The sequence below is a fragment of the Mesorhizobium sp. RCC_202 genome (assembly GCF_041355295.1).
Taxonomy (GTDB): domain Bacteria; phylum Pseudomonadota; class Alphaproteobacteria; order Rhizobiales; family Rhizobiaceae; genus Mesorhizobium.
Genome location: NZ_JBFUPO010000003.1, coordinates 137525 through 154507 on the forward strand (window position 1 = coordinate 137525; position 16983 = coordinate 154507).

Below are 16983 nucleotides of genomic sequence, written 5' to 3' on the forward strand. Positions count from 1 at the left end.
CGGTGGCGCCGCTGGTAGGCCCTGGGCTGGCCGGCCGTCGCTCAGACCGCGCGCGTGCGCGATAAGGGCGAACCGAAAATCGACCACCCGGTGGCGATGAGCGCTGCGCCCATGGCGATCAGCACGGCAAGGCTCGGCAGGTGGAAGACCATGTCGCTCCAGCGTGGCTCGATGATCCCGCCGGTGCTGAAGCTCTCGCCGCTGAACTGGCACAGGATCCAGGAGGCGCCGCTGCGCACCATGTCGGCGTCGATGTCGGAGATCAGCGCCTTGGCGTCGCGCTCGGCGGCGGGCATCGTCGCCATATAGGCGAGCAGCGCCTTGGCGGTGGCGAGATAAGCGTGGCTGCACTCGTTGAACGGGCTCTGCTCGTCGCCGAGGCTGCCCGGCATCAGGCCCCACAGGCAATAGGTGAATTGCAGATTGCCGTGATTGTAGAGCCGCCGGAAGGTCGGGTCGGTCACGGTCTGCGCTCGCGCCAGCGCGAGGATGTCGCTGCGATAACGCGCGATCACCGCCATCTGGCCATGCGTCAGGCTGGGGATCTGGATGCCGGGAGGAGGCGGCGCCGAGGAACCGCTATGGGCTTGCGCCGGCGAAACAGCCGCAAGCGAGGGCCAGACCGTTAAAAACAAAACGGCCGCCAGGGCGCGAAACCATGGCGGCCGATACATCGGGATATCAGGCGTAGCGGCGCGCGGCGCCGCCTTGCTTGCCGGCCGAAAGCTGACGCTCGGCGACGGCCCCGAAGACAAGTCCGACCACGGCCCACAGGATGAGCTGGATGCCGAGCGACGCGATGCGGAACTGCCACAGCACGATCGCCGAGAAGTTCTCCGGCACCTCGTTGATGTCGGGAAGGGCCGCCTTGACCAGCATGAAGACGACGAGGAAGGCGAGCGCCGCGACGATCGAAGCGTTCCAACCGCCGAGCCGGCTCCACAGCCGCTGCGCCAGGCCGACCGCGGCCACCATGGCCGCGATCGAGATCGCGATCATGATGAAGAACAATTCCGTCCGGTAGGCAATCGTTTCGGGGTTGCCGACCGCCGGCGGGTTGGCCGGGTATTTGAGCTGAGGCACCACGATCACGGCGAGGAAGCCGAGCACGGCCAGCAATGCCGAGGTGCCGCGCGGGCCGAGCGAGCCCAGCCGTCCGTTGGCGTAGGCGAAGACCAGCGAGAACAACCCGCCAAGCGCCGCGCCATAGATCAGCACGCCGGTGGCAAGGCCGATGCCCGCCTGCGTCGGCCGGCTGACCAGTTCTTCTTCGGGCGCCTCGTTGGCGGCCTTGGCCTGCGATTCTTCGAAGGCGATGGCTTTGTCGACTTGCGGCTCGCCATAGACGCGCGCGAAGGCAAACGCGATCAGCCCCGCGACAAGCCCGACGAGCATGCCGCGCAGCAAAAGTTTTCCAACCATGTCAAATCCCCTTCAGCGATGCTGAACCGCTTTAGTGGCAGGGGAAGCCGAGCAGGTGGCGGCCGTCATGCACGAATTCGTGCACATACATGCCGCGGATCAGCGATGTCGCGCCTTCTTCCGCGCCGACGAAGTAGATCGCCAGCATCAAGAGCAGCCCGCCGAAGATGGCCCAGGGCAGAAGTTCGCGGACCGGAATTGGCGTTGCGCCGTAACCGGGTGCGAAAGTGGTGTTGGACATATTGACCTCCCCTGGGATCCTGCGTCCCGTTGATCGACAAATGGCTACGAGACAAGGCCTGACTTTCGGCTTTCGCCGATCACAGTGGCGCGACCGTGCCGGATTCGCACCGGCTTCCAATCTCGTATCACACTAAAACACTTGTCAGCACTTCGTTCGCCTGTCAACGACATGTGCTGTCGGCACGGCTTCGTGAGCCCGAATTTCACTGGTCCACGCCTATCCACAGAGGCTTTTTCGCATGGTCGCACGCCTGACGATGATCGCAAGCGGCGCTACGCCCGGCATGCGCAAGGGCCGTTTCCCGAACGACGAGGCGCTGGAGCCACAAGCCGTGGAGCGCGCCCGGACGATGGCCGCTTCGCTTCGCCGCGCCGACCGCGTCTGGACGAGCCCCGCGCTTGCCGCCCGGCAGACGGCGCAAGCGCTTGGCCTCCAGGCGGGCGTCGAGCCCCTGCTTGCCGAACAGGATTTTGCCCGCTGGGCAGGCCGGAGCTTCGAGGAAGTCCAGGCCGAGAACCCCGATGGCATGGCGGCGTGGTTTGCCGACCCGGACGCGGCACCGCATGGCGGCGAAACGCTCAGTGCCGTGGCGCAACGTGGCGCCGCGCTGGTCGAGCGTCTGGCCGGCGAGGGCGGTCACACCATCGCGGTGACCCATGCGGTGGTGATCCGCGCGGCCATCGTCCATGTCCTGGGCGCGCCGTCGTCGTCGGTGTGGAAGATCGACATCGAGCCGCTGTCGCTCACCGATTTACGCAGCGACGGCCGCCGCTGGGTCTTGCGCGCGAGCGGGATCGTCGCCGGCTGAACGAAACAATTGCCGCGAAGTGTGAAATACTTCTCAGTTGACAATTCAATGATGCCTATAGGTTTTCCTCTAAGGTTAGGTTATCCTTATTGAGAGGGTAAAAATACAATAATTGCCGGGGGGCTGGCCTGTGAAGCGATTCCTTTGGATTCGTTCGCTTTTCATTGTTTTCATGGCCGCGCTTCAAGGCTGCATGGCCGATCCGACAAAGCACTATGTCGGCGTTCCGCCGGTCATCGATGCGGCAAGCGTCGAGCAGTCGAGCAATCGCATCAGCCGGATCATGAATGCCCTGGCGCGCGATACTGGCGGCGGCACCTATTATGACCTGACCGAAGCTGGGTTCAACTATGTCGACGATCGCTGCATGGAGTATTTCAGCGAGCTCTACTACCTGGATCGCCGCCGCGAAGCGACGAAGGCCGGCCTCGGCGCTTTCAGCCAGACCACCAACGCCATTCTCGCGGCGACAGGCGCCTCGAGCCTTTCGATGGTCGCCGTGACGCAGGCCTTCGGGCTCGCTTCCAACCTCACCGACATCGCCGCCGGCACCTATCTCTACCAGCTGCCGCCCGCCACGACGCTGACCTTCGTGCGCAAGCTGCAGGGCGCCTATCGCGACGCGGTTGCCGCCAAGGCCAGCCAGATCGACACACCGACCGCCTCGTACCATCTGATCCAGGACTATCTCTCTTTGTGCCTGCCGCCGGTGATCGAGGCGAAGCTCGTCGAGCATGTGGCGGACGCGGCGGCGACCCCGGTCAAGGGCGGCTCGATCTCGAACATCGAGATCGACGTGAGGACCAACTCCCCGTTGCCGCGCAAGCCGGAAATCATCCAGGAAGTGCGCCAGCCCGCCAAGCCCGTAATCAAGCGTGTAGTGGAGCAGACCAATACGATCGGGTCCTTTGAGCCGAAGCTAAGCCATGTTCGCGTGGCAAGCATCCAGCGCGCGCTCTGCGTCTCGCCGGCCGACGGTATCCTCAATGACGCCACGCGGGCGGCGGTCGACGAATTCTTCCGCGGCGTTCAGCAGGGCGCCAGTGGCGTTACCTATCCCAGCGCACGCCAGAATGGCATCCGCAGTGTGCACGATGCGATGCTGCTGAAAGCGGAAAAGACAGTGGGAACCTGTGTTCCGTCACGTGACACCAGCGCCTTTGAAATCGGCAGACAGTTTATGTGACCGGCTTCGTGCCGATCGCCTGAAATTTGAGACACGACACGCATCCCACGGGGGGAACACGCATGGCTGTCATGATCGACTCGCGCACGCTGGGCGGCAAGCCGGTGGGTAATTTGGCCGGCCCGTCACTGGGCATATTCGTGAAAACGGGCGCCAAGGTGCAGGTCCTGAGCGAACTTCCGCCGCGCTTCCTTGAAATCAAGGTGCTGGACATGGCGGGCCAGCCGACCGGCTGGGTCACTGACAGTGCCGTCGACAAGAATGCCGGCGAATTGCCGCCGGTCGATGGCGCCACACTGGCAAGCGTCGTCATCACCCATGCCGACGCCTTTGGCGTCAACGCCCACTTCCTTGTCGCCTATGCGCATATGCGCAGCGGCTTCGAGCCAAGCAGTTTTCCCGGCGGCGAGCAGGGGCCTTTCGGCCTCAGCGCCGTGGAGTGGGCCTATTATGGCGCCCGCGACGATCTCGGCATTGAGCTTCCCGCCGAAGCGCTGACCGAATGGCGCTCGCAGAGCCTGGTGTCCGCGGCGCGCCTGATGCTGGTGCAGAACCAGTTGACCGACGCCGCCGGCCGTGCGCCGAGCTGGGCCGAGGTCGCGCTGGCTTTGATGTGCGGACCGGACGCCGTCGCCGCCGCCATCAAGGCGCCGGCAAGCAAGGTCACCGGTGCCGTTGCCGCTGATGCCGCCGGCGTCGACGTCGCCAATATCGCGGCGCGGTTTTCCGAATTCGTCGATGGCCAGACCGCCGCAAGCGCGACCGAGAAGATCGCCGTCAAACTGCAGGCCTCGGCCGATGCGACGCGCGCCCTGATCCAGGCGCTGGTGCCCGACAATGGGTCCGGATCTTCGACGGTGAACGACAGCGGCGACCCGGCGAACGCCGGCACGGCTACCGGCACGGGCAAGCTGATCGACATCTCCGACGCCGACCTCGATGCGCTGGCGCGCGTCGCCCAGAGCGAGGTCGGCCATTTCGGCAAATATGGCCAGGACCAGTTGCAGGGCGGGCTCGCGGCGGTTGTCGACACCATTTTCAACCGCGTCGCCCATGCCTCGTTTCCGGGCAGCATCCAGCAGGTGATCGATCAGAAGAACCAGTTTTCGGCGATCAACAAGCTCGGCACATGGATGAAGCTGCCGATGGCGGCGCCGGCAAACTCCGATATCGTGCGCCAGCATGTGGAGGCGCGCGCCGGCGGCCAGGTCAGCATCATCAAGGGCGCCGTCAATTTCCTCAATCCGTTCTTTTCCAGCGCCAAATCGATGAAGGAATGGGGACAGTTCGTTGTCGATCACGCCGTCGCCGAATTCGGCAACGCGGCAAAGCACGACGTCCATTTTCACGGCACGGCGCCTGGCTACGGCCAGCCGCGGGAATATGTGCTGAAGCGGGGGGCACAATCGTCCCAGTTCGCACCCGACGGACGGCGGGTCACGCCGGCCGCCGCCGCGGCGTCATCGACTGCCTTTGCCGCCGTTGGCGCGTTTACCGCCACCGGCGCCTCGCAGGCGGCGACCATCCAGGCGCGCATGATCGAGAACGCCATCGCGGAATGGAATTTCTTCGAGCAAGGCAAGCGCGTGGAGACCGACGATCCGCAGTTCCGCCGCATCGGTACCTATTGGCAGGCTGTCGGGGAGAATTTTGACGGCAGGTCGCTGATCCCCGGCAGCAAGCCGGGCGAATTGATCAACCCCGCCTGGTCGGCGGCCTTCATCTCCTACATCGTCAAAATATCGGGCGGCGGCGACCGCTTCCTCTATGCCCAGGCGCATTCGATCTACGTCCAGGATTTCGTCGCCGGACATCCAGGCGGGCTCTATGAGGCGATGCGTCCCGAGCACTACGCGCCTCAGCCTGGCGATCTCGTTCATGCCGGACGCGAAGGCGCCAAGCGCTACGATTTCGACGCCGCTCGGGCGGCCTTCAAGGCCGACAAGCGCTACGCTTCGCATTCCGACCTGGTTGTGCAGGTGGACCTCGCCAAGGGCGTGGCGATAACCCTTGGCGGCAATGTCAGCCAATCGGTGTCGCAGAAGCGGCTGAAGCTCAATGGCGACGGCACGCTGAAGACGCGAAGCGACAGCGTCGGCGTCCTGCCCTGGATCGCGGTGCTGCGCTGCCTGGGTTGACGCTTCGAAAAGACGCGCCATTTGCTTGCAATCCAATACACGTGGAACGCAACCGCGGCGTGCGCGTTACATTGTGCCGATTAACAAGACACCGGGTTTCGCGCATGAGCAGGACTGCCGTATGGGTGGCGATCGTCGCCATCGTTCTCGTGGCTCTTTACCTGTTGCAGGCGCAGGGCATCATTCGCTTCTAGAGTGCCTGTCTCAGCAGCTTACTCTGATCACGCCGCGACAAGCCCGACATCATGCGCCCGTCGCATTGGCGCGGGTGAGGGGGCGCTGCCTCAGCACGGGCGGTTGCCGCCGCAACAGGCCGCACCCGCCGCTTTCTGGTCTTCCAGCCAGCGGTCGCGCGGCTTGCAGCTTGCCGGCCGTGGCGAAAGCTCGACCTCGATGGCATCGCCGGCAAGGGTCGGCTGAGCCGCGCGGTGCAGTTCCATCGGCCGTACACCGTCGCTGACTTCGAAGGTCAGTTTGGCCGACCGGTCGAGCGCCAGATGGTCGGCGACCTTGCGGACGATTGCCGCGAATTTGCCGGCTGGCATATGGACGGGTCCACCGTCGGTGACGTCCCACAGCTGGATGAAGATCTCCGTCCACGATTCGGGATTGGCGCCGCAATCCAGCGCCGAGAAATGGCCGGCCTTGACCTCGGTGACGTGATAGCCCGGCTTCACCGGACGGCCGTCGTAACGGAACACGAGCGGCTTCTCCTTGTGGTCGGCTAAAGCCTCGAGCAACTCGCCGATGGTCAGGTCGGAGGAATCCAACGGCAGGACAGGCGAGATTTTCTGGTTGTCACTGGAGAGCATGTCGGTTATTCCTCATTTCAACATTTCAAGGATTGTTGAAATATGGATGAACGTCAAGCCCTCATCGCCTTTGGCGCGCTGTCGCAGGAAACCCGGCTGCGCTTGCTGAGATTGTTGGTCATTGCCGGACCGGACGGCATCGCCGCCGGAATTCTGGCCGAGAAAGTCGATGTCTCGCCGTCCAATGTCAGCTTCCATCTCAAGGAGCTGGAGCGCGCCGGCCTGGTGACGACCAGGCGCGATGCGCGCTCGATCGTCTACAGCGCCGAATACGATGCGCTGTCCGGCCTTATCCGCTTCCTGATGGAAGATTGCTGTTCCGGTCTGCCGGAGATTTGCGCGCCGGCGCTTGCGGCGCCTTGCTGCCAGCCTGCCATTGGCGGCCGCCAGTGACCGCCTACACGCTTTCGCGGCGCCTCGTTGCCGAAGCCCTGGGCACCGGCCTGCTGGTCGCAACGGTGGTCGGCTCGGGCATTATGGCTGAGACGCTGACGCATGACATCGCGCTGGCGCTGCTCGCCAACAGCCTGGCGACCGGCGCCATGCTGGTGGTTCTGATCACCATCCTGGGGCCGATCTCCGGCGCGCATTTCAATCCGGCCGTGTCGCTGGCCTCGTGTCTCGGCAGGACGCTCGCGGCCGCCGATCTTGCGCCGTATCTCGCCGCGCAATTTGTCGGCGGCATTGCCGGCACGATGGCCGCGCATCTGATGTTTTCCCTGCCGGTTCTCGACATGGCCATGAAAGTCCGCGCCGGGCCCGCGCAGTGGTTCTCCGAAGCGGTCGCGACGTTCGGCCTTGTCGCCGTCATTCTTGCCGGCGTCCGGTTCGAGCAAAAGGCCGTGCCGTGGCTGGTCGGCCTCTACATAACAGCCGCCTATTGGTTCACGGCCTCCACGTCGTTCGCCAATCCGGCCGTTGCAGTCGCCCGCGCATTCACCAACAGCTTCTCCGGCATACGGCCGGTCGATGTTCCTGGCTTCATCGGCGCGGAATTGGCGGGCGCACTGATCGCCATGATGCTCATCGGTTGGCTGCTGCGGCCGCAACCTGCTCACCAGTCTCAGTCAGCGAAGGCGCAGTCATGACCATCACCATCTATCACAACCCGGCCTGCGGCACGTCCCGCAACACGCTGGCAATGATCCGCGCCAGCGGCGAGGAGCCTGTCGTGATCGAATATCTGAAGACGCCACCAAGCCGCGATCGCCTGGAGCAGCTGATCGCCGCGATGGCAATCCCGGTTCGCGATCTGCTGCGCGAGAAGGGAACACCCTACGCCGAGCTCGATCTAGGCAATGCCAAATGGTCGGATGAGGAACTCGTCGATTTCATGCTGGCCCATCCGATCCTGATCAACCGGCCGATTGTCGAGACACCCAAAGGGACGCAGCTTTGTCGTCCCTCGGAAGCGGTGTTGCCTTTGCTCGACAATCCTGTGCGTGAATTCATCAAGGAGGACGGTGAGCGGGTGGCTTACGGACCCGGGCAGGCCTGAGTGGAAGCGCCCGCGCCGGTCGCTCGAAGTCGCCATGTCCTCGTCTCTGCCCTCGGCATCACCCAAATTATTGCCTGGGGATCGTCCTTCTATCTGCCCGCCGTGCTCGCCGCGCCGATCGCGGCGCAGACGGGATGGTCGCTGGCGTCGGTCGTGGCCGGGCTGTCCTGCGGGCTTCTGTTGGCCGGGCTGGTGTCGCCGATCACCGGACGGCTGATCCAGCGCCACGGTGGCCGGCCCATTCTTGCGGCAAGTTCGCTCCTCCTGGCGTCCGCGCATGGCCTGATGGCAACTGCCACGGCGTACCCGATCTATCTGCTGGCCTGGCTGTTGATGGGGCTTGGAATGTCGAGCGGCCTCTACGATGCCGGCTTCGCCACGCTTGGCCGGCTCTATGGGCGCGACGCGCGTGGCGCTATCACCAGCCTGACATTGTTCGGCGGTTTTGCCAGCACGGTCTGCTGGCCGCTCAGCGCCTTTCTCGTCGAGCACGAAGGATGGCGCTTTGCTTGTTTGGCCTATGCGGCGATCCATCTGCTGGTCTGTCTGCCGATCCACCTTTGGGTCCTCCCGCCGCCGCCGGCTGCAGCGCCGCGACCGGCGACAGGCGAACAGAAACGGGAATCCGCCTCAGGCCAAATGCGGACGCGCTTCATCCTCCTTGCATCCATCCAGACGGTGGCCGCGCTGATCTCGTCGATGCTGTCGGTGCATCTGCTCACCTTGCTGCAATTACGCGGAGTGGGCTTGACGGTTGCCGTGGGGTTTGGAGCTTTGATCGGCCCGTCGCAGGTGGGCGCCCGGGTCGCCGAGATGCTGATCGGGCGCAACCGGCATCATCCGATCTGGACGATGATGACCTCCGTTTCGCTGCTCACGGCCGGCGTCGGCCTGCTCTTCGTGAGCCAGACTTTCATCGCCGTAGGACTGATCCTCTACGGTGCGGGCAACGGCATTTATACGATCGCGCGCGGCGCGCTGCCGCTGGTGCTGTTCGACCCGCAACAATACGCGGCGCTGATGGGCAGGCTTGCCATGCCAAGCCTGATCGTCCAGGCGGCGGCGCCATCGATTGGAGCCCTGCTTTTGCACGCCGGCGGCGGCAATCTTCTCCTGCAAGTCCTGGCCATAGCGGCGATAGGTAACGTGGCGCTCTGCGCTGGCCTGGTGTCGATTCTGCGCCGCTGACTTTGCTTATTTGTCCACCGCCAGCGTCTCGTTGAGCACGGCGGCCAGATGCAGGCCGCCGAGCGCAAGCTGTTCGACCGCCACCGGCGAGAACCGCTCGAAATAGGCCTGGTCCAGGATCACCGCATGCGGGTTGTCGGATTTGATCACCGTGCCCGCTGGCAGCGCACGATAGGCGTCCTCGGCCTTGCCGTGACATTCCGCCAGCCATTTCTCCGGCGTCTGGTCGGCGGCGGGCATCGGCGGCAAGTTCGGGATCACGTCGGTCTCGATGTCCGACGCCACATTGCCCCAGTCGTAATATTTGAACAGGATCAGGCTTGAATCCCAGACCGCGTGGAAAGTGGTGAGGTCGCGATAGGTCGAGCCGTCGGGCTTCGGCCGGTAGACGTTGAAGGTCACCGTCAGCGTGTTGCCGCCCTGGTCGCCCTGGGCGCCGTCCAGCCGCTCGACGCAGTGCAGCGGCTGCGACAGGTCGCCGACCAGGTGGGTGACGAAGGCGAGCGCCATCCAGCGCTCCTCGTCGCTCTTCTTCGGATCGGCGAGGATCTTCTCCTGCGCCGGCAATGCCTTCATCAGGCAAAAGCCGAAGGTCGTATTGTCCTTGCAGTCGCGCGTTGGATCGTAAGTGGTGGTGTTGGCCGTGGCGTCGCCGGGCTTGGAGGCGAGCGGAATGTCGATGAAATGCCAGTTCGACGTTTCCTTGTGGGCGGGCCGATAATCGTCGGCCCAGCTTGCCACCGATGCCAGCGACACGGTCGCCGGCTCATCGAGCTTGAGATGGCTGCGCAACAGCCGCTCGATCACCTCATAGGCATCCTTGCTCAGCCGATGCTGCGCGATCTCGGCGATGACGGCATGGCCCTCCTGGCCCCAGGCCAGCGCCTGGCCGCACATCGCCGCACTCAGCAGAAAAGAAGCCGTCGCTGTCTTCCAAGTCATCGCCTTGCCTCCTCGCGAGCAGAAGTCTCGACAGGCAAGTACAATGGAAGCGTGTGACGCAAACATGAAGGAGCTCATGTTTGGAGAACGATTTCGCCCCAGCCACCAGGCTGTCGAACTTTTTCCGGGTTCGGGAGTTTCGCAGAATGGACAGCAAACGACGCAACCTGAGGTTCACGCAGGCCATGTTGCGGGAGCTTCGCCAGAAGGCGGAAGCCGATGGCGAGACGCTTTTGACCTGATCGACATGGCCTACCTCGAAGCGAGCGATCGCCTCCGCGCCAATTGGTCCGCAGACGATGGCGGCGGCCATATTCCAAGGCGCTCCGCGCAAGGATAGAGGTCCAACCGCTCACGCGTTTGTTCGGCTTGGCGTGTAATCCGGAAATAATCGGCCCGGCAGATCGCCGGGCCGTTTTTCGTCGAGAGTGAGCGATGCGCTTCCAGCCTCAGTCGCGATGCTCCGGCATCGCCTTCAACTGGTCCTTGGTCCAGCTGGTGACGGCATGCACGTCGCCGTCCTCGTCGCGCATGAAATCGAGCTGGCTGGCAGCGACCGCGACCGGCTTGGCGCCGATGCCGAGGAAGCCGCCGACATCGATGACGACCTGGCTGCCGTGCAGGTGGTCGACCGAGCCGATCTTCTCATTGTCGGGGCCGTAGATGGTGGCGCCGTCGAGGATGTCGGGGGTGAGTTCGGCGTTGGTCAGTCTGACGTGGCTGGTGTGGTCCATGATCGGTCTCCTGTTGCTATCAGGAACAAACCGCTGGTGGGGGCGAGGGTTCCGCCGACAGGTTGAAAAGCCGGTGCTGCTCAATGTAACGCCGCCCATCCCGTCACGAGGATGAGGATGGTCGTGATCAGCGCGCCTGAGACATACAGGATCGTCCTGATGTTGCCGCCCTTGGCGGCATTGCCGCCGCGCAGGTAGACTGCCAAATGGACAAGGCGGATCGCCAGGTGGGCCCAGACCAGCATGCCGAGCGTGACCGGCCCGACGCCGACCATCATGGCCAGCACCGCCGGCACGGCAAAGGGGGCAAGCGCCTCGACCGAATTCATGTGGACGCGGTCGATCCGGTAGAGCCGGTTGTTGTCGTCGGCAGGCACCACCGGGCCCGACAACGCGCCGGCAAATCCTTTCGACGAGCCTGAGAGGATTGCCAGTGCCACCGACAGGAAACAGAGCGCAAGCATGCCGAGAATGCTCACCCAATAGGCGTCCATGGTCTCCGCTCCTTGTCGTTGTCAGGCCGCCTTGGCAAAAAGATCCTCGAACCGCCGCAGATAGAGCGGCCAGCCCTGGTCGCTGTCGACCGCGCCGCGCATGCCTTCCCAGCCTTCGCCGTGCCGTTCGAGGTTGCGGTGCTCGATCTCGACCCGGGTCCGCTCTTCTGTCTCAGCCGTGAAGCGGACCTCCCATTCGCTGGTCCTGGCCGGGTCTGTTTCGATCTGCCAGCGCGGGCCGATATCCCAGCTCACAAGTAGCCGGTTCGGCGGCTCGTAGGCGAGTACGCGGGCCCAATGGCATTCGCTGCCGTCGACGCCGCGATCGTAGACATGACCGCCGACCCGCGGTTCGAAGATCGTCTCGGCGATCGGGACGGCAAGCAGATTGTGCTCGCGCGGCTTGAAGCTGCCAAAATCCTCGCTGAACACCTTGAAGGCGCGCGCGATCGGCGCTTCGACAACGATGGAATGTTTTACGGGCGCGGGTCTTGGCTGCTTGATCATGTCTCGTCCTTCGTCGGTTGTTCGACCGCCAGCTTGTAGGCGGCGAGCGTCTTCATCCAGAACTGGTCGATCTCGGCCCGAAACGCCGCGAGCCCATCCGGGTCGATGCGGTAGATGCGCTCCTTGCCCGACGGCGTATCGGCCACCAGCCCGGCCTCCTTGAGGACCTTCAGGTGCTGCGAGACCGCCGGCCGGGTCACGGGCAGCACACTGGCCAGCCCGCTGACCGAGCTGGGCCGCTCGACGAGCAGTTCGAAGATCGCGCGCCGCGTCGGATCGCCAAGCGCCGTCCAGTATTTCGCGTTAGTGGCCACTAACGCGAAACTAGGGCGAGGTGCTTTCCCTGTCAACCTCCTGGATGCATGCGGGCGCGTCGACAAAGCCGGATCGAGCGGCCGGGGATGGAGTTTGTCCCGGCACCAGCTATCATCGGCCATGCGACGTGATGCGGTACACATCGTCTGGGATTGCTGGGACGGGGTTCGGACCGGCATCGCGGATCTGAACGGAAGCCCGCACTATTTCGCGTCCCAGTTTGACCATGAGGCCGACGAGTGGCCCGATAATTTCAAGCTGATACCTGTCGGGCCGGAATTCATGCGTCGCGCCAAGCGCAATTGGTCCATCTATCGTGCTTGGGAGCGTAAGTACCGCGCCGGCGAAGCAGATCTTAAATCTCATCCCGGTCACGGTGGGGTCGATGCTGAACACGATGAACTCAACGCATGGCTCGACGAGCAGATAGCGCAGCTTCTCGCATTGCCATCGCTTTACCGGGCCGAATTCCGCAGAATGCCCGGCCAAGAAGACCTTGCCGCCAGTCTGGTTCGGGAATGGGAAGTGGTCTGGTCACCGCTTTCTGCTCAGGCCGACTGAAGCTCGGCAATGCATGCCGCCAAGCGACGTCATCGATCCGCCAAGGATGTCTTGGATCAGCTCAGCTTCTTCGCCTTCAAGCTTCGCGCCGCATCCTCAACCGCCGCGCGGTCATCGCCCAGCCGGTCGAGCAGCCCCTGCGCCTCGTCGCCGGAAATGCCCGTACGCACCGCCAAAGCCTCGACCGTCAATACGTCCGGACTGGCGACCTCGCGGGTTTCGGGCAGCGCATCGTCCGCCGTCAGCGGCAGCGCGGCCTCGCGGTCGATCTCCATTTCCGCCTGGTGCCAGTGCCGCTCGTGGTCGCCGTCGAGGCCGCCTTCGCGCTGCCAGATCTCATAGGCTCGTTGCTGGATTTTCTCGTGCCGCTCTTCGCTCATTGTCGTTCCTCCGTGGGTTTCGAAAACCAACGCGAGGCAGGGCGGAACGATCCACGGTGTCGGCGAAGTGATCGGCGTGGGCCAGTTGATTGAAGCATTTGGCTGAAGACCAATCGGAGTGGGGGGCGGCGCTGGTGATTATCGGCTACACCACTCAGATCCCAAATTACCCCCTTGTCCCGGCCGCTCCCGTTCAGCGTCCGTATATCGCCAGCGGCTCGCCGAACATGCCGGGCTCCGGCTTCACACCCAGCCCCGGTCCTTGCGGCACCGCGATATGCCCCTTTTCGATGACGACCGGGTGCTTCGCATCGAAATGCCCGTCGATATATTCCTGCGCGATCCAGGCGCCTTCCATGCGGCGTGGCTCGACGGTGGCGGCAAGATGCACGCAGGCGGCGGCGATGATGTCGCCGCCCCAGGCGTCGTCGCAGCTGTGCGGCAGCGAGCGGATGGCGCAGAGGTCGCGCACGGTCGTCATCTTGGTCAGGCCGCCGAGGCGGGTGACCTTGAAGCCGAAGCCGTCGGCGATGCCGAGCGAGATGGCCCGCAGCACCGCATTCTGGTCCTCGGTGCTCTCGTCGAGATAGACCGGATGCGTGACGCGGCCCTTCAGCGTCGCGATCTCGTCCATGGTGTTGCAGGGCTGCTCGAAGACGAAGGGAATCGCCTGGCAAAGCCGGTCGAGCTGGATCGCGGCGGCGACCGTCAGCCCCCGGTTGCCGTCGACCGCCAGCCGAGCCTTGTAGCCGACCGCTTCCCAGACCTTGTGGACCGTGGCGACATCCTCTTCGAGATTGCGCCCGCCGATCTTGACCTGCAGGCGCGGATAGCCGTCCCGGACCTTGTCGGCCGCTATCCTGGCAGTCTCGTCCGGTGCCCCGACGATCAGCGAATAATAGCTCGGCACGCGGTCGGTCAGCGCGCCGCCGAGCAGGGTCGAGATGGGAACGCCGAGCTTTTGTCCAAGCAGGTCGAGGAAGGCCATGTCGAACGCGGCCTTGGCGTAGCCATGGCCGTTCAGCCGCTCGTCCATGCGCTTGGCCAAGAGCCGGATCGAGGCGATCTCCGCGCCGATCAGCCCCGGCGCGATTTCGGCGATTGCCGCGCGGGCGCCGAGCGCGTGATGCGGCTGGTAGACCGGGCCGATCGGGCAGGTCTCGCCCCAGCCGGTCACCCCGTCATCGGTGACGATCTCGACCAGCGTCGAGTCCAGCGACCGCACGTCGTCGCTCGCCATCCGGTAGGCGCCGCCTTTGACGGGCAGTCGCGCGCTGTAGACGTTGATCCGGTCGACGCGCATCGCTCAGCTTCGCGCCCTGGCCGACGTCGGATCGTAAGGCGAATCCGCGATCACTTCCGCAATTTTCCATTCGCCGAGGATGGCGACGTCGAGCTTCGTGCCGGGCTTGCTCAGATGCCGCGGCAGCAGCGCCAGCGCGATGTCGTGCCCAAGGGTGTAGCCATAGCCGCCGGACGTGATGCGCCCGACCAGCGCGCCGTCGACATAGAGCCCTTCATTGGCGAGCGTGCTCGCGCCATCGGTGTCGATCCTGAGCGTCACCGAGCGGCGCTGGTCGTTGCGCTCCCGGTATTTCAGAACCGCGTCGCGGCCGACGAACTCGCCCTTGTCGAGGCGGATGAAGCGCTCCAGCCCGCTCTCCAGCGCGTTGAGCTCCGGGTTCATGTCGCGATACATGGTGCGGTAGGATTTTTCGAGCCTGAGCGACTCCAGCGCATGCAGCCCGACCAGCCGCATGCCGTGCTTCTCGCCCTGCTTGAGAATCGCGTCGAGCAATTGCCGCTGGTAGGCGAGGGGATGGTAGAGCTCCCAGCCGAGCTCGCCTTCATAGTTGACGCGCAGCAGCTGCACGTCGCTGGCCAGAGCCACGCTGCCGGTTTTGACGCCGAACCAAGGAAAGGCCTCGTTGGAGAGATCGATCTCGGTAAGGGGTTGCAGCACGTCTCGCGCCTTCGGCCCGACGACGGTGAAGCAGCCGCGCTCGTTGGTGACATTCTTCAGGGTTACGCTGCCATCGGCGGGCAGCAGTCTTGAGAGGTCGTCGAAATTCCAGCGTTCCGCGCGCGGCGTCGAGATCAGGTAGAAAATGTCCTCCGCCAGCCGCGCCACCATGTATTCGGCCTGCACGCCGCCGGCGGCTGTCAGGTGATGCGCCAGAACCGCTTTGCCGACCGCCGGCAGGCGATTGGCCAGGATGCCGTCCAGCCACGCGGCAGCGCCTGGCCCCAACACTTCGAACTTGGTCATCGGCGTCATCTCGACCAAGCCGACGGCGTTGCGCACCGCTTGCACTTCCTCGCCGACGAACACACCCTTGGCGGTCCAGCGCCAGCTATACTGATCCTTGGCTTCGACGCCCTTCGGCGCGAACCAATTGGGCATCTCCCAGCCATTGAGCACGCCCCAGACCGCACCCAACTCCGTCAGCCGGTCATAGGAAGGCGCGGTCTTCTGCGGCCGGGCGGCGGGCATGTCCTGCCCCGGATATTTCTGCTCGGCATGGGTGCCCCAGGCCTCGCGGACTTTCGCGCGCATCCATTCCTTGTTGGCGTAGTCGCCGAAGCGGCGCGGGTCGAGATCGGAGGTGTCGATGCTGTTGGCGCCTTCGACGATGCGCTCCGACAGATAGTAGCCGATCGTCCCGCCCCACAGGATGCCGCCCGGCACGCCTTCGGCCAGCCAGACATTTGGCAGGCCCCAGGCCGGTCCCATCAAGGGCAGTTCGTCCGCCGTCATCTGGAACGGCCCGCGCACATTGGCCTTGATGCCGACCTGTCCGAGCGCCGGCACCAGCCGCAACGCCTGCTCCCAGTTCCACGCCACCGCGTCGAAATCCTCTTCGAGCAGATCGGCGCCGAACCATGCCGGAACGCCGTCCTCGGCGAACAGTTTCAAATGCTCGGTGCGCTCATAAGGCCCGAACATGAAGCCATCGCCTTCCTCGCGCAGATAGCCTTCGAAACCTTCGTCGCGCAGGATCGGCATTTCTGGCCGTCCCGCGCGCTTGCGCTCGATCACCTCGGGCACCGCTTCGGTGATCCAGTACTGGTGCAGGATCGGGATCGCCGGGATGTCGAGGCCAAGCAGCGCACCGGTCTGGCGCGCGTAATTGCCGGTCGCGCAGACAAGATGCTCGCAGGTGATCTCGCCCTGGTTGGTCGCGACCCGCCACTCGCCCCCCGGCGTCCGGCTGAAGCCGATGACCTCGGTGTTGAGATAGACTTTTGCGCCAAGGTCCCGCGCGCCTTTGGCCATGGCGTGTGTCACGTCGGCCGGCGCGATATGGCCGTCATCGGGATGATAGAGCGCGCCCAGCATCTCCCTGTTGTCGAGCAGCGGCCAAAGTTTGCGCGCTTCATCCGGCGTCAGCAATTGCGCCCGCATGCCTTGCACCTCGGCGACGCTCATGTAGCTCTTGTATTCGTCGAGCCGGGCGCGGCTGTTAGCGATGCGCAGCTGACCACATTTGTGCCAGCTCACAGGTTGGCCAGTCTCTGCCTCCAGACCCTCATAGATCTCGATCGTCTTGTTGATCATCCGCCCGATGTTGACGTTGCGGGCATAGGACGGGATCAGCCCGGCCGCGTGCCAGGTCGAGCCCGCGGTCAGTTGGGTGCGTTCGAGCAGCGCCACATCGGTCCAGCCGCGCTTGGCGAGGCCATAGAGGATGCCCGCGCCAACGCACCCGCCGCCAACGACCACCACCCGCGCATGTGCCTGCATAAGCCACCA

General features: G+C 64.4%; 20 protein-coding genes and 1 riboswitch. Of the genes, 8 read left to right on the forward strand and 12 right to left on the reverse strand.

Features of this window, described 5'->3' with window-relative positions:
* Positions 1-41: 41 nt before the first annotated feature.
* From AB6802_RS07920 to AB6802_RS07930, 3 genes are read right to left on the reverse strand one after another with little or no spacing between them, the layout of a single operon-like run.
* Positions 42-674 (reverse strand): hypothetical protein, encoded by a 633-nt coding sequence (locus AB6802_RS07920; RefSeq protein ID WP_371009493.1) that lies wholly within the window; start codon positions 672-674, stop codon positions 42-44.
* A 7-nt stretch (positions 675-681) separates the two neighbouring features.
* A complete protein-coding gene (locus AB6802_RS07925) occupies positions 682-1422 on the reverse strand; it encodes a CbtA family protein (RefSeq protein ID WP_371009494.1) in 741 nt (246 codons plus the stop codon).
* 31 nt (positions 1423-1453) lie between these two features.
* Positions 1454-1663, reverse strand: coding sequence for a CbtB domain-containing protein (locus AB6802_RS07930; protein WP_371009495.1), 210 nt, complete (start codon positions 1661-1663; stop codon positions 1454-1456).
* Positions 1664-1808, reverse strand: a riboswitch (adenosylcobalamin (AdoCbl) riboswitch).
* 96 nt (positions 1809-1904) lie between these two features.
* On the opposite strand from AB6802_RS07930, the gene AB6802_RS07935 reads away from it, so the two are divergent.
* The 3 genes from AB6802_RS07935 (at position 1905) to AB6802_RS07945 (ending at position 5798) form a co-directional block, all read left to right on the forward strand.
* Complete coding sequence (locus tag AB6802_RS07935) at positions 1905-2474, forward strand: histidine phosphatase family protein (protein ID WP_371009496.1); 570 nt, start codon at positions 1905-1907, stop codon at positions 2472-2474.
* A gap of 193 nt (positions 2475-2667) precedes the next feature.
* Positions 2668-3660, forward strand: coding sequence for a hypothetical protein (locus AB6802_RS07940; RefSeq protein WP_371009497.1), 993 nt, complete (start codon positions 2668-2670; stop codon positions 3658-3660).
* 62 nt (positions 3661-3722) lie between these two features.
* Positions 3723-5798 carry a DUF2272 domain-containing protein gene (locus AB6802_RS07945; protein WP_371009498.1) on the forward strand — a complete coding sequence of 692 codons (2076 nt, stop codon included), beginning with the start codon at positions 3723-3725 and terminating at the stop codon, positions 5796-5798.
* A 284-nt stretch (positions 5799-6082) separates the two neighbouring features.
* Here the strand turns inward: AB6802_RS07945 and AB6802_RS07950 are convergent, their stop codons facing one another.
* Positions 6083-6610 (reverse strand): DUF6428 family protein, encoded by a 528-nt coding sequence (locus AB6802_RS07950; RefSeq protein ID WP_371009499.1) that lies wholly within the window; start codon positions 6608-6610, stop codon positions 6083-6085.
* Positions 6611-6652: 42 nt separating this feature from the next.
* Between AB6802_RS07950 and AB6802_RS07955 the strand changes: the two genes are divergently transcribed.
* The 4 genes from AB6802_RS07955 to AB6802_RS07970 are packed head-to-tail and all read left to right on the forward strand — an operon-like array spanning position 6653 to position 9296.
* On the forward strand, positions 6653-7003 hold the full coding sequence (locus AB6802_RS07955; protein WP_371009500.1) for an ArsR/SmtB family transcription factor: 351 nt from the start codon (positions 6653-6655) through the stop codon (positions 7001-7003).
* Positions 7000-7698, forward strand: a complete 699-nt coding sequence (locus AB6802_RS07960; protein WP_371009501.1) for an aquaporin — start codon at positions 7000-7002, stop codon at positions 7696-7698. The genes AB6802_RS07955 and AB6802_RS07960 overlap by 4 nt, the downstream gene beginning before the upstream one ends.
* Positions 7695-8108, forward strand: a complete 414-nt coding sequence (gene arsC / locus AB6802_RS07965; protein ID WP_371009503.1) for an arsenate reductase (glutaredoxin) — start codon at positions 7695-7697, stop codon at positions 8106-8108. Before AB6802_RS07960 ends, arsC begins: the two co-directional genes overlap by 4 nt.
* Positions 8109-9296 (forward strand): MFS transporter, encoded by a 1188-nt coding sequence (locus tag AB6802_RS07970; protein WP_371009504.1) that lies wholly within the window; start codon positions 8109-8111, stop codon positions 9294-9296.
* Between the two features lie 6 nt (positions 9297-9302).
* Here the strand turns inward: AB6802_RS07970 and AB6802_RS07975 are convergent, their stop codons facing one another.
* The 5 genes from AB6802_RS07975 to AB6802_RS07995 form a co-directional block, all read right to left on the reverse strand.
* Positions 9303-10238 carry a S1/P1 nuclease gene (locus AB6802_RS07975; RefSeq protein WP_371009505.1) on the reverse strand — a complete coding sequence of 312 codons (936 nt, stop codon included), beginning with the start codon at positions 10236-10238 and terminating at the stop codon, positions 9303-9305.
* A 449-nt stretch (positions 10239-10687) separates the two neighbouring features.
* The gene (locus AB6802_RS07980; protein WP_371009506.1) at positions 10688-10972 is read right to left on the reverse strand and encodes a PRC-barrel domain containing protein; all 285 of its coding nucleotides are present in this window, start codon (positions 10970-10972) and stop codon (positions 10688-10690) included.
* An 80-nt stretch (positions 10973-11052) separates the two neighbouring features.
* Entirely contained in the window at positions 11053-11466 is a 414-nt protein-coding gene (locus AB6802_RS07985; RefSeq protein ID WP_371009507.1) for an MAPEG family protein, read from the reverse strand.
* A gap of 21 nt (positions 11467-11487) precedes the next feature.
* A complete protein-coding gene (locus AB6802_RS07990; RefSeq protein ID WP_371009508.1) occupies positions 11488-11973 on the reverse strand; it encodes an SRPBCC family protein in 486 nt (161 codons plus the stop codon).
* A complete protein-coding gene (locus AB6802_RS07995) occupies positions 11970-12287 on the reverse strand; it encodes an ArsR/SmtB family transcription factor (protein WP_371009509.1) in 318 nt (105 codons plus the stop codon). Before AB6802_RS07995 ends, AB6802_RS07990 begins: the two co-directional genes overlap by 4 nt.
* A 121-nt stretch (positions 12288-12408) precedes the next feature.
* Between AB6802_RS07995 and AB6802_RS08000 the strand changes: the two genes are divergently transcribed.
* Entirely contained in the window at positions 12409-12849 is a 441-nt protein-coding gene (locus AB6802_RS08000) for a hypothetical protein (RefSeq protein WP_371009510.1), read from the forward strand.
* Between the two features lie 56 nt (positions 12850-12905).
* On the opposite strand, the gene AB6802_RS08005 is transcribed toward AB6802_RS08000, so the two are convergent.
* The 3 genes from AB6802_RS08005 to AB6802_RS08015 form a co-directional block, all read right to left on the reverse strand.
* On the reverse strand, positions 12906-13229 hold the full coding sequence (locus tag AB6802_RS08005; RefSeq protein ID WP_371009511.1) for a DUF2934 domain-containing protein: 324 nt from the start codon (positions 13227-13229) through the stop codon (positions 12906-12908).
* A 193-nt stretch (positions 13230-13422) separates the two neighbouring features.
* On the reverse strand, positions 13423-14532 hold the full coding sequence (locus AB6802_RS08010) for a mandelate racemase/muconate lactonizing enzyme family protein (RefSeq protein ID WP_371009512.1): 1110 nt from the start codon (positions 14530-14532) through the stop codon (positions 13423-13425).
* A 3-nt stretch (positions 14533-14535) separates the two neighbouring features.
* Positions 14536-16974, reverse strand: a complete 2439-nt coding sequence (locus AB6802_RS08015) for an FAD-dependent oxidoreductase (RefSeq protein ID WP_371009513.1) — start codon at positions 16972-16974, stop codon at positions 14536-14538.
* Positions 16975-16983 lie beyond the last annotated feature (9 nt).

Bases quoted from the DNA above. Each gene is read 5' to 3' on its own strand.
- AB6802_RS07920 (WP_371009493.1), bottom strand. From the start codon at position 674: ATGTATCGGCCGCCATGGTTTCGCGCCCTGGCGGCCGTTTTGTTTTTA.
- AB6802_RS07925 (WP_371009494.1), bottom strand. From the start codon at position 1,422: ATGGTTGGAAAACTTTTGCTGCGCGGCATGCTCGTCGGGCTTGTCGCG.
- AB6802_RS07930 (WP_371009495.1), bottom strand. From the start codon at position 1,663: ATGTCCAACACCACTTTCGCACCCGGTTACGGCGCAACGCCAATTCCG.
- AB6802_RS07935 (WP_371009496.1), top strand. From the start codon at position 1,905: ATGGTCGCACGCCTGACGATGATCGCAAGCGGCGCTACGCCCGGCATG.
- AB6802_RS07940 (WP_371009497.1), top strand. From the start codon at position 2,668: ATGGCCGATCCGACAAAGCACTATGTCGGCGTTCCGCCGGTCATCGAT.
- AB6802_RS07945 (WP_371009498.1), top strand. From the start codon at position 3,723: ATGGCTGTCATGATCGACTCGCGCACGCTGGGCGGCAAGCCGGTGGGT.
- AB6802_RS07950 (WP_371009499.1), bottom strand. From the start codon at position 6,610: ATGCTCTCCAGTGACAACCAGAAAATCTCGCCTGTCCTGCCGTTGGAT.
- AB6802_RS07955 (WP_371009500.1), top strand. From the start codon at position 6,653: ATGGATGAACGTCAAGCCCTCATCGCCTTTGGCGCGCTGTCGCAGGAA.
- arsC (WP_371009503.1), top strand. From the start codon at position 7,695: ATGACCATCACCATCTATCACAACCCGGCCTGCGGCACGTCCCGCAAC.
- AB6802_RS07975 (WP_371009505.1), bottom strand. From the start codon at position 10,238: ATGACTTGGAAGACAGCGACGGCTTCTTTTCTGCTGAGTGCGGCGATG.
- AB6802_RS07980 (WP_371009506.1), bottom strand. From the start codon at position 10,972: ATGGACCACACCAGCCACGTCAGACTGACCAACGCCGAACTCACCCCC.
- AB6802_RS07985 (WP_371009507.1), bottom strand. From the start codon at position 11,466: ATGGACGCCTATTGGGTGAGCATTCTCGGCATGCTTGCGCTCTGTTTC.
- AB6802_RS07990 (WP_371009508.1), bottom strand. From the start codon at position 11,973: ATGATCAAGCAGCCAAGACCCGCGCCCGTAAAACATTCCATCGTTGTC.
- AB6802_RS08000 (WP_371009510.1), top strand. From the start codon at position 12,409: ATGCGACGTGATGCGGTACACATCGTCTGGGATTGCTGGGACGGGGTT.
- AB6802_RS08005 (WP_371009511.1), bottom strand. From the start codon at position 13,229: ATGAGCGAAGAGCGGCACGAGAAAATCCAGCAACGAGCCTATGAGATC.
- AB6802_RS08010 (WP_371009512.1), bottom strand. From the start codon at position 14,532: ATGCGCGTCGACCGGATCAACGTCTACAGCGCGCGACTGCCCGTCAAA.
- AB6802_RS08015 (WP_371009513.1), bottom strand. From the start codon at position 16,974: ATGCAGGCACATGCGCGGGTGGTGGTCGTTGGCGGCGGGTGCGTTGGC.